A 10255-nucleotide genomic window follows, 5' to 3' on the forward strand; every position below is an offset into this window, starting at 1 on the left:
GAGCACGAAGGTCGCCACGGACGCGGTGCCGAGCAGGGGGACGAGCCCCGGGGATGGCCGGCAGACACCGGTAAGGTTCGGCAGCCATGTGGTTGCCTACCTCCGCATGCATTGTGTCCTACGGCCCCGACACCTCCGCCACCGGATTACCGGCGGCGCCGGGGGTGTTGAACCAGCCGAACGCGTGCAATCATCGGAAACGTCCGGAGACGCCACAGGGGCGCTTCGAGACTCCCGTTGGAGGGTGCTTTCATGTCCTCTTCCGTCACCAGCCCGCCGACCGCGCTCTACGGCGGCCAGGCTGGACGAAGGATCACCGTCCGTGACATCGCCGCCGCCAAGGAGCGGGGCGAGAAGTGGCCGATGGTCACCGCGTACGACGCGATGACCGCGAGGGTCTTCGACCAGGCCGGTATTCCGGTGCTGCTCGTCGGCGACTCGGCCGCCATGGTCGTGTACGGTCACGACTCGACGCTGCCGGTGTCGGTGGACGATCTCCTGCCGCTGACGGCGGCCGTGGTGCGCGGCTCGTCACGCGCGCTGGTCGTCGCCGACCTGCCGTTCGGCTCCTACCAGTCCTCTCCCCAGCAGGCGCTGGAGACGGCCGCCCGCTTCATGAAGGAGGCCGGCGCCCACGCGGTCAAACTCGAAGGCGGCCGCCGGGTACTGCCCCAGGTCGAGGCCCTGGTCTCGGCCGGCATCCCCGTCATGGCCCACCTGGGCCTGACCCCCCAGTCGGTCAACGCCTTCGGCGGCTACCGGGTGCAGGGGCGCGGCCAGTCCGGCGACGAGCTGACGTCCGACGCCAAGGACCTGGAGTACGCCGGGGCCTTCTCGGTGGTTCTGGAGTGCGTCCCCGCCGAGCTCGCCGAGCGGGTCACCGCGTCGCTGTCCATCCCCACCATCGGCATCGGCGCCGGCCCCGCCACCGACGCCCAGGTTCTCGTCTGGCAGGACCTGATGGGCCTGACCCCCCACCCGGCCAAGTTCGTCAAGAAGTACTTCGACCTGGCGCGGGAGATGGACCGGGCCGTCCGCGCCTTCGCCGACGAGGTGACCACCGGCGCCTTCCCCGCCACCGAGCACAGCTACCACTGACCGGCCCGGCTCCGCCACACTCCTCTCCACCCCGGTACGGCGGGGCGGGATCAGGCCAGGGTCGCCGGATCGGTGTTGGCCCCGCAGACGATCACGGCCACCCGTTCCCCAGGAGCCGGGACGTAGGCGCCGGAGCGCAGGGCGGCGAAGGCCACCGCCCCCGCGTGCTCGACGGCCGTCCGGAACGACCGCCACAGTTCCAGCCGGGCGTCGACGACGGCCTCCTCGGAGACCAGGACGCTCAAGACCCCCGCGGCGCGGGTGACGCCGTAGGCGATCTCGCCGATCCTGTCGGCTCCCAGGGAGTCTGCCGCCACCCCGCCGACCTGGACCGGGACCGGACCTCCGGCCAGCAGCGCCCGGTGCAGGGTGGGGATCGTCTCGGGTTCGACGGCGACCACCCGCGCGCGGCCGTCGAGGGCCGCGGTGATCCCGGCCACCAGCCCGCCACCACCGACCGCGACGAGGACGGTGTCCACTCCCCGGATCTGCTCCAGCACCTCCAGCCCGATCGTGCCCTGCCCGGCGACCACCTCGGGGTGGTCGTAGGCGTGGATCTCCAGGGCGCCGCTCCCGGCCGCCCGCAGGACCGACGCCTCGTACGCCTCGGCGTAGACGGCCCCGGTCCGCGTCACCTCGGCACCGAGCGCGCGGATTCCCGCGACCTTCACCGGGCTGGACACCGTCGGCACGAAGATCTCCGCCCGGACGCCCAGGGCCCGCGCCGCATACGCCACCGCCAGGCCGTGGTTGCCGCCGCTCGCCGCGATCACCCCCGCCTCGGGCAGCTCCCCCTCGGCCAGGATCCTGTTGAAACCGCCCCTGGCCTTGAACGACCCCGAGTGCTGCATCCCCTCCAGCTTCAGGAACAGTCCCGGCGCCGCCTCCAGCACCGGCGTGCGGAGGATGTGACCGGCGATCCGCTCGGCGGCCTCCTCGACGTCCTTGATCGACACGCCCCCGATCGGCGGGTTCCCCATCGGCACCCTTCCACTCCCTCTCCGGAAAAACCGTTCTACCCGGCAAAAAGCGACATCTAGCAAAAAATCACGAAAGCGCCTGGGTGAAGTCGGCCCAGAGGTCCTCGATGTGCTCGATGCCCACCGCCACCCGGACCGTGCCCTCGCCGATGCCGTGCCGGGCGAGCTCCTCGGCCGTCAGCGAGCGGTGGGAGGTGGTCGCCGGGTGCAGGATGAGGGTCTCGACGCCGCCGAGCGAGGGGGCGAGCAGGGCGAGCCGTACCGAGCTCATGAACTTCTCACCCGCCACGCGCCCGCCGACCAGGTCGAAGGAGAAGACCCCGCCGAAGTCGGGCAGCAGCCTCCTGGCCAGCCGATGTGAGGGGTGCGAGGGCAGGCCGGGCCAGTGCACGGCGGACACCTCCGGATGGTTGTCCAGCCGGAGGGCGAGCTCGCGGGTGTTGAGGCAGTGACGTTCCATGCGCAGCGGCAGGGTCTGCAGGCCGCGCAGGGTGAGCCAGGCGGCGAACGGGTCGGCGGTGGCGCCCAGCTCGGCCGCGAAGTGCCACACCGCGCGGTGGAGCTCCGCCGAGGCGAAGACCGCGATGCCGCCGAGCACGTCGGTGTGACCGCTCAGATACTTGGTCGTGGAGTGGACCACGATGTCGGCTCCGTGTTCCAGCGGGCGGCAGAGGATCGGCGAGGCGAAGGTGTTGTCCACCACCGAGACCAGCCCGGCCTCGCGGGCCGCCGCGCACATCCCCGGCAGGTCCGCGACCTGCGCCACCGGATTGGCGATGGTCTCCAGATAGACCAGCCTGGTCTCCGGCCGCACGGCGGCGCGCAGTGCCGCCGGGTCGTCCTCGGGGACGTGGGAGACCTCGATCCGGAACCGCCCGGCCAGATCCTTGAGCATCGCGGCGGTGCCGCCGTAGAGGGGCTTCTGCGCGATCAGGTGATCGCCGGGCTTGAGCAGGCCGAGCAGCACGGAGTTGATCGCCCCCATGCCGGAGGCGGTGGCGACCGCGCCCACACCGCCCTCCAGCCCGGCGACGGCGTCCTCCAGCGATCGGACCGTCGGGTTCGACAGCCGCCCGTAGACGAAGGGGCCGTCGGGACGGCCCATTCCGTCGGCGAAGACGGCCGGGTCGTCGAAGACGAAACCCGAGGTCTGGTAGAGCGGCACCGTGATGGGGCGGCTGCCGTCCAGCCGAGGCTGGGGAAGGTGGACGGCACGGGTCTCTGGGCGAAGCTCATCAGGCATGAAAGCCCAGTCTAGCGACTGTCTCCCCGTCGGCCCATCGCCTGGCCGTCCAAGAGACCAGGCCGTCCGGGAGAGCAGGGCGTCCGGGAGAGCAGGGCGTCCGGGAGAGCAGGGCGCCCGAGAGAGCAGGGCGCCCCGAGGGCCGGGACGGCAGAGAGGACGCACCGCCTCGCGCACGATCACCGGCCCAGGCGAGATCACCGGGCGGGCCGTCCGGTCACGGTGGTGAATTTTTCACTGTTCCCCAGGATGACCGGTCTCCAGGATCGGAGGTATGACAGCGATTCAAGTGGACGGGCTCAAAAAGAGCTACGGAGACTTCGCGGCCGTCAGGGGCATCTCCTTCGAGGTCCCACGGGGTGAGATCTTCGCCCTGCTCGGCCGGAACGGCGCCGGAAAGACCACGACGGTGGAGGTGCTGGCGGGCTTCCAGGCGCCGGACGAGGGCACGGTGCGCGTACTCGGCCTCGATCCGGTCAGGGACCGGGTCAGAGTGCGGCGGAGTGTCGGCATCATGTTGCAGGAGGCGGGGTTCCTCCCCGACCTGACCGTGGCGCAGACCGTGGACGCCTGGCGCGACTTCGTCGCCGCGCCCCGGCCGCGCGAGGAGGCCCTGGAGCTGACCGCGCTGAGCGCCAAGGCCGCCACCAGGGTGCGTCAGCTCTCCGGGGGTGAGAAGCGCCGGCTGGACCTGGCACTGGCCGTCCTGAGCCGTCCCGACGTGCTCTTCCTCGACGAGCCGACCACCGGGATGGACCCCGAGGCACGCAGGAACACCTGGGAGGTCATCCGGGATCTGGCCGGACAGGGCACCACGATCCTGCTCACCACGCACTACCTGGAGGAGGCCCAGCAGCTGGCCGCCAGCATGGCGATCATGGATCAGGGGCGGATCGTCAGCGGCGGGGACATGGCCGAGACCCTGGCGACGCGGGCCGGCCGGGTCGCCTTCGAGCTTCCCGCCTCCGTCACCCCGCGGGACCTGCCGGTCCCCGACGCCACCCTGGAGGGGGACACCGTGGTGTGCCGCGTCGCCGACCCCGACCTCGCCGCCCAGACCCTGCTGAGCTGGGCCGCGGAACGCGGCCTGCGCCTGCGCGGCCTGGAGGTCCGTACGGCGACGCTCGAAGACCTGTTCCTGGATCTCGCCGCGGGAGACAAGGGCGAGATGACCCACGACATCGGCAAGGAGGTGGCGTGACCGTGTCGGCACGTGATCTGGCGGTGGTGAGCCGCTTCAGCAGCCGCCTGTTCTGGCGGGACCGGGTGGCCCTGAGCACCTCCGTGAGCCTGTTTCTGGGCCTGGGCATCGGACTGCCGCTCCTGATGGACCGGGTCGGCGCGGGGAACGCGGAATTCCTGCTGAACCAGCATCTGGGGGTGCTGGCCATGGTCCTCGTCATCGCGACGTTCACCCAGATCGCGGTGACGCTCACCACCCGCCGCGACCAGCTCATCCTCAAGCGGATGCGGGCCACCGGGCTGGGTGACCGCGACATCCTCGGCGGGGAGATCGTCAGCCTCGCCGCGCAGAGCACGCTGCTGACCGTCGTGGTCTCGGTCGCCCTGTACGCGCTGACGGATCTGCCGGTGCCCCGCGACCCGCTGCTGTACCTGGTGTCCGTGGTCGCGGGCGCCGTCGTCCTGTGCCTGCTCGGCACCGCGTTCACCGCGCTCGTCCCGCGTACCGAACTGGCGGCCGTCATGGCCATGCCATTCTTCTTCCTGGCCGGTATCGGCGCGAACGGCTTCGGCCCGCTCCTGGAGCTGCTTCCCGGCTGGGTCGGCACACTGCTCGGCCTGCTGCCCACCGCCGCCGTCGTCGACGTGGCCAAGATCGCCTACGCGGCGGACGGCACCTTCGCCGGCGACCTGCGGGCGGCGGCCGTACCGGCGCTGAATCTGGCCGTCTGGGCGGTGATCGGGGTCGTCGCGACGGCGCGCTGGTTCCGCTGGGAAGCGCGGAGGTCATAGGTTCACTGTCATGCGAGTATCCCCCCGGCCGCTGGCCATCGGGCTGGTCACGCTGATCTCCGTGGGCTTCATGATCCTGCCCGTGATCATGATCGCCCAGCACGGCGGAGCGCCGGGGATCGCCGTGCTCGCCGCCGGGCTCCCCTGCTTCTTCGTCCCCCACCTCCTGCACGTCCGTGCCGCGCTGCGCGGCGCGGAGCCGGGTGGCCCGACCCTCGGCCTGGGAATCCAGGTGCTCGCCACCTACGTGCCCTTCGCGGTGCTGCAGGGTCAGTTCGGATACTGGTGGACAGGCGCGCCGACCATCCTGCTCGGCTCGGTACTGCTCCGCCTGCGACCGCCGTTCGCCCTCGGCGCCCTGGTGGCGATGACGGCGGCCCAGTCCGCCCTTCTCTGGCGCTACTCGGTGCAGGAGTACGCGGCGCAGAGCGCCGTCTACAGCGTGATCAGTCTCTTCGCCACCGGATTCGTGATCTACGGGGTGGTCCGGCTGGCCGTGGTCAGCGAGCAGCTGACCCAGGCCAGAATGGACCTGGCCGAGGCCGCGGTGCTGCGGGAGAGGATGCGGATCTCCCGTGATCTGCACGACGGCCTGGGCAGCAGCCTGACCGCCGTCGCGCTCAAGGGCGACCTCGCGCGCAGGCTCGTCGAGAGCGACCCGGCCGCGGCCAGAACCGAGCTGGCGGAGCTGGTCCACGTGGCCAGGGACGCCGCGCAGGAGGTGCGGCAGGTGGCGCGAGGTTATCGCGAGATGTCGCTGGCCGAGGAGGTGCACCGGGCGGTGGCGCTGCTGGAGGCCTCGGGGGTGAGCTGCCAGACCAACCTCGCCGACCTCCAGGTGCCCAGGCCCGTCGACGAGGCGCTGGCCTGGGCGGTGCGTGAGGGAATCACCAACGTGGTACGGCACAGCCAGGCCACGATCTGCTCGATCAGCACCTCGGCGCATGCCGGGACCGTACGGCTGGAGCTGGTCAACGACCGTGCCCGCAGGCGTTCGGCCGACGGCAACGGGCTCACCGGCCTGCGGGAGCGCGCCGTCGGCCTGGGGGGCTCGGTCAGCGCGGAGCGGACCGGCGGCGGCGGTTTCCGGCTCGCGGTGGAGGTGCCCGCGTGATCCGGGTGCTGCTCGCCGAGGACATGCACATGATCAGGGCGGCGCTCGTCGCGCTGCTGAGGCTGGAGCCCGACATCGACGTGGTCGCCGAGGTCACCCGCGGCGACGAGATCGTCGCCGCGGCGCTGCGGACCCGCCCGGACGTGGCGGTGCTGGACATCGAACTGCCCGGGGTCGACGGCATCACCGCCTCGGTGGAACTGCGGGAGCGGCTCCCCGGCTGCCGGGTCCTGGTGCTCACCGCGATGGGCCGGCCCGGCCAGGTGCGCAGGGCGCTGGCCGGGGGGATCGAGGCGTTCCTGGTCAAGGACGCCCCCGGCGACCGTCTGGCCGACGCGATCCGGCGCACCGCCCAGGGCCTGCGGGTGCTGGACCCCGAACTGGTCGCCACCGCCATCGAGTACGGCGAGAGCCCGCTGACCCCGCGCGAGGCGACCGTGCTCAGGGAGGCCGCGCGCGGCGCCCCGGCGGAGGAGATCGCCGCGCGGCTGCACCTGTCCACCGGGACGGTGCGAAACTACCTGACCGGCGCGATCGCCAAGACCGGCGCCCGCAGCAAGATCGACGCCATCCGGATCGCCGAGGACGTGGGCTGGATCTAAGGCCGATCGGCCCCGTCGTGGTTCACCGTGTGGTGCGCGGTGTCCAGCGAAGGGTCATGTCCGGCAGGTTCTCCATGTTGCGGCTGCCGTCGTCGGTGTCGAGGACGGTGAAGCCGTGGCGCTCGTAGAACGCGCGGGCCTCGGTGTTCCGCTGGAAGACGTGCAGGCGCAGCTCGTCCGGGCTGTGCCGCCTGACCTCGTCGAGGAGCAGGGTGCCGATCCCCCGGCGGCGGACGTCCGGCCGCAGATAGAGGTGTTCGAGCGTGTTCCCCGCGAGGGAGGCGTAGCCCAGGATCACCGTCCCGCGCACCGCGACCCAGGTGAGGCACTCCTTGAAAAGGACGTCCTCGATCCATCGGGTCACCTGGTCGTGACTTTGCCTCTGCGGAGGCAGGTACGGCATGGTGGCCGCCCGCGAGGTCATGTGGACGCGTGCGACCTCCGCCGCGTCCGACGCGTCCGCGAGCCGGATCTCCGTCCCGCCGTCACTGTTCACGCCGAGAACCTACAAGACATCGCCGAACCCCGCACGGGCCTCGTAGCCGGTCACACGCCGATGACGCGGAACCCCGCACGGGACCACGTGTAACGCTCAGACGTCGGTGACGCGGAACCCGGCGTGGGCCTTGTAGCGGCGGTTGACCGAGATGAGGTTGGCGGTCAGCGCCTCGACCTGGTGGGCGTTGCGCAGACGCCCGCCGTACACGCCGCGGACGCCCGGGATCCGCCCCGCCAGCGCCTGCACGGTGTCGGTGGCCTCACGGTCGTCGCCCAGCACGAGCACGTCGAGATCGACCTCGGCGACCTCGGGATCCAGCAGCAGGACGGCCGAGACGTGGTGGAAGGCGGCGACCACGCGGCTGTCGGGAAGGACCGCCGCGGCCTGCTGGGCGGCGCTGCCCTCCTCGACGGGCAGCGCGTAGGCCCCCTGCTTGTCGAAGCCCAGCGGGTTGACGCAGTCAATGACGATCTTGCCGGTCAACTCGGCCCGCAGGGACTCCAGGGTGGCCCGGTGGCCCTCCCACGGGATCGCCACGATCACCACGTCGGCCTCGGCCGCGACCGTCTGGTTGCCGGCGCCGCGCACCGACCCACCGATGCCCGCCGCGGCCTCCCGGGCGCGCTCCTCGCTGCGCGAGCCGATCAGCACCGGGTTTCCGGCGAGGGCGAACCTTCTGGCCAGGCCCTTGCCCTGGTCGCCGGTGCCGCCCAGGATCCCGATCGAGATTCCCCTCACGTCCACATCAACGCTCACTGATCGCTCCTCGTCACTCTCAGCCGCCCGGGGCCGGACCCGAACGGCCTTGTCACCTGTCCAGATCATGCCAGGGTCACATTTCCAGCGTCATCGCGGGGTGACTAGGGCACCATGAAGGTCATGGACGCTCGGTCGGTGACACTTCTGCGCGAGATCCTGGCCTCGACCGGCTGGATCGAGCGGACCCGCGAGTTCGGCCTCGCCCTCCGCGCGACGCGGTCACCGGGAGGGCTGCTGGTCGTGGGCACCCCACAGGAGGAGCCCTGGCACCTGACCGCACACCTGAGCGACGAGGCCCGGCTCTCCGGGCTGCCCCAACTCGCCCCCACCCTGGTCCGATGGGCACCCGCCCCGGACGCGCCCGCGCATCTGCGCGTCGGGCTGGAGCGGATCGAGCAGGCCGGCCGGGGTGAGACGCTGTTCGTGGTGACCGAGGAGCAGGCTCCCGAGCTCCTGTTGGAGCGCGTCAGCGATGCCAGGAAGGTCGGAGCGACCATCCTGGCCCTGGACGGCGGCGATCCCGAACTGGAGGGACTGGCCCACGACGCGCTGGCGATCCCCGACCGGGCTCCGCTCTCCTTCGACGGAGCCCAGCACCTGATCAGCATGGCCGCCGGCGAGACCGGCCGGCGCCCCGGTCTGCGCGACCGGCTGGCCCGGCTTCTGGAACGGGTCAGTGGCCCCCAGGTCCCCTACTGACGCGACGCATCAGTCCTCGTTCCAGCTCTTGTCCTCCTCCCGCCACACCTCATTGCGTTCGGCCGCGGTCTTCAGCGCGTTGGCCGCGGCCTCGCGGGCCTCGTAGGGCCCCATCCGGTCTTTGTTGGGGCAGCCCTCCTCTGGTTCAACCGCCATGTGCTTCAGGCAGAACCACCATTGATCGCTCATGAGAGCAATCCTGCCCAGTGAGAAGCACAACTAGACTGGGGGACCATGACGACACTGCTCCAGCCTGGGCGGATCTCGCCCACCCGCAAGGTCCCCGCCCACATCGAGCGGCCGGAGTATGTCGGGAAGAAATCCCCGAAGACCGGGGAGCCCGACGTCAAGACACCGGAGATCATCGAGCGGATGCGGATCGCGGGCAAACTGGCCGGTCAGGCGCTCCAGAAGGTCGGTGAGCACGTGGCCCCGGGCGTGACCACCGACGAGCTCGATCGGATCGGCCACGAGTTCCTCTGTGACCACGGCGCCTACCCCAGCACGCTGGGCTATCGCGGCTATCCCAAGTCGCTGTGCACCTCGATCAACGAAGTGATCTGCCACGGCATCCCCGACGACACCGTGCTGCGCGACGGCGACATCGTCAACGTGGACATCACCGCCTTCATCGGCGGTGTGCACGGCGACACCGACGCCACCTTCCTGGTCGGCGACGTGGACGAGGAGTCCCGCCTGCTGGTCGAACGCACCCGCGAGGCCACCAACCGGGCGATCAAGGCCGTCGCGCCCGGCCGCCAGCTCAATGTGGCCGGCCGTGTCATCGAGGCTTACGCCAAGCGGTTCGGCTACGGCGTGGTCCGCGACTTCACCGGTCACGGCATCGGCACCACGTTCCACTCCGGCCTGATCGTGCCGCACTACGACGACCCGTCACTGGCGGTCACACTGGAGCCCGGCATGACGTTCACCATCGAGCCCATGCTGACGCTCGGCACGATCGACTACGACATCTGGCCTGACGGCTGGACCGCCGTGACCAAGGACCGCAAGCGGACCGCCCAGTTCGAGCACACCATCCTGGTCACCGAGACCGGCCACGAGATCCTGACGCTCCCCTGACCGCCCGCCCCTCCGCTCTCCATCTGGTCCTCCCGAGGGGGCGCGGCCGACCCGGCGGAGGCACGTGGCCGGCGTCACCGGCGGTCACGGACCGGCACCCGGCGCACATCTAGTGTCCTGCGCCGGTAATCCGTCGTTAGATCCTGTGTGAACTCTTCTTCCGGTGAGCCGGTGCGTCGTCGGGGTCCGAAGTTGGAGCCGTTG

Annotated in this window: 12 protein-coding genes; 7 read left to right on the forward strand and 5 right to left on the reverse strand. The window is 71.0% G+C overall.

Going from position 1 to position 10255, the window contains the following annotated elements:
• The first annotated feature begins 252 nt into the window (after positions 1-252).
• On the forward strand, positions 253-1098 hold the full coding sequence (gene panB / locus ABZ194_RS28040; RefSeq protein ID WP_355600021.1) for a 3-methyl-2-oxobutanoate hydroxymethyltransferase: 846 nt from the start codon (positions 253-255) through the stop codon (positions 1096-1098).
• A 50-nt stretch (positions 1099-1148) separates the two neighbouring features.
• On the opposite strand, the gene ABZ194_RS28045 is transcribed toward panB, so the two are convergent.
• Positions 1149-2078, reverse strand: coding sequence for a threonine/serine dehydratase (locus tag ABZ194_RS28045; protein WP_355600033.1), 930 nt, complete (start codon positions 2076-2078; stop codon positions 1149-1151).
• Between the two features lie 67 nt (positions 2079-2145).
• Positions 2146-3321: an aminotransferase class I/II-fold pyridoxal phosphate-dependent enzyme gene (locus ABZ194_RS28050; protein ID WP_355600022.1), complete on the reverse strand. Its 1176-nt coding sequence runs from the start codon at positions 3319-3321 to the stop codon at positions 2146-2148.
• A gap of 274 nt (positions 3322-3595) precedes the next feature.
• On the opposite strand from ABZ194_RS28050, the gene ABZ194_RS28055 reads away from it, so the two are divergent.
• From ABZ194_RS28055 to ABZ194_RS28070, 4 genes are read left to right on the forward strand one after another with little or no spacing between them, the layout of a single operon-like run.
• Positions 3596-4522 carry an ABC transporter ATP-binding protein gene (locus tag ABZ194_RS28055; protein WP_355600023.1) on the forward strand — a complete coding sequence of 309 codons (927 nt, stop codon included), beginning with the start codon at positions 3596-3598 and terminating at the stop codon, positions 4520-4522.
• The gene (locus ABZ194_RS28060) at positions 4519-5295 is read left to right on the forward strand and encodes an ABC transporter permease (RefSeq protein ID WP_355600024.1); all 777 of its coding nucleotides are present in this window, start codon (positions 4519-4521) and stop codon (positions 5293-5295) included. Before ABZ194_RS28055 ends, ABZ194_RS28060 begins: the two co-directional genes overlap by 4 nt.
• A 10-nt stretch (positions 5296-5305) precedes the next feature.
• A complete protein-coding gene (locus ABZ194_RS28065) occupies positions 5306-6409 on the forward strand; it encodes a histidine kinase (RefSeq protein WP_355600025.1) in 1104 nt (367 codons plus the stop codon).
• On the forward strand, positions 6406-7011 hold the full coding sequence (locus ABZ194_RS28070) for a response regulator transcription factor (RefSeq protein ID WP_355600026.1): 606 nt from the start codon (positions 6406-6408) through the stop codon (positions 7009-7011). Before ABZ194_RS28065 ends, ABZ194_RS28070 begins: the two co-directional genes overlap by 4 nt.
• A gap of 22 nt (positions 7012-7033) precedes the next feature.
• Here the strand turns inward: ABZ194_RS28070 and ABZ194_RS28075 are convergent, their stop codons facing one another.
• Together ABZ194_RS28075 and npdG are read right to left on the reverse strand one after the other, a co-directional pair.
• A complete protein-coding gene (locus ABZ194_RS28075) occupies positions 7034-7507 on the reverse strand; it encodes a GNAT family N-acetyltransferase (protein WP_355600027.1) in 474 nt (157 codons plus the stop codon).
• A 96-nt stretch (positions 7508-7603) separates the two neighbouring features.
• On the reverse strand, positions 7604-8266 hold the full coding sequence (gene npdG / locus ABZ194_RS28080) for an NADPH-dependent F420 reductase (protein ID WP_355600028.1): 663 nt from the start codon (positions 8264-8266) through the stop codon (positions 7604-7606).
• Positions 8267-8389: 123 nt separating this feature from the next.
• On the opposite strand from npdG, the gene ABZ194_RS28085 reads away from it, so the two are divergent.
• Positions 8390-8968 carry a hypothetical protein gene (locus ABZ194_RS28085; protein ID WP_355600029.1) on the forward strand — a complete coding sequence of 193 codons (579 nt, stop codon included), beginning with the start codon at positions 8390-8392 and terminating at the stop codon, positions 8966-8968.
• 9 nt (positions 8969-8977) lie between these two features.
• Here the strand turns inward: ABZ194_RS28085 and ABZ194_RS28090 are convergent, their stop codons facing one another.
• Positions 8978-9157 carry a hypothetical protein gene (locus ABZ194_RS28090; protein WP_355600030.1) on the reverse strand — a complete coding sequence of 60 codons (180 nt, stop codon included), beginning with the start codon at positions 9155-9157 and terminating at the stop codon, positions 8978-8980.
• A gap of 45 nt (positions 9158-9202) precedes the next feature.
• On the opposite strand from ABZ194_RS28090, the gene map reads away from it, so the two are divergent.
• A complete protein-coding gene (gene map, locus ABZ194_RS28095; RefSeq protein ID WP_355600031.1) occupies positions 9203-10051 on the forward strand; it encodes a type I methionyl aminopeptidase in 849 nt (282 codons plus the stop codon).
• Positions 10052-10255: the final 204 nt, after the last annotated feature.

It is taken from the genome of Streptosporangium sp. NPDC006007, from assembly GCF_040614315.1.
GTDB lineage: Bacteria > Actinomycetota > Actinomycetes > Streptosporangiales > Streptosporangiaceae > Streptosporangium.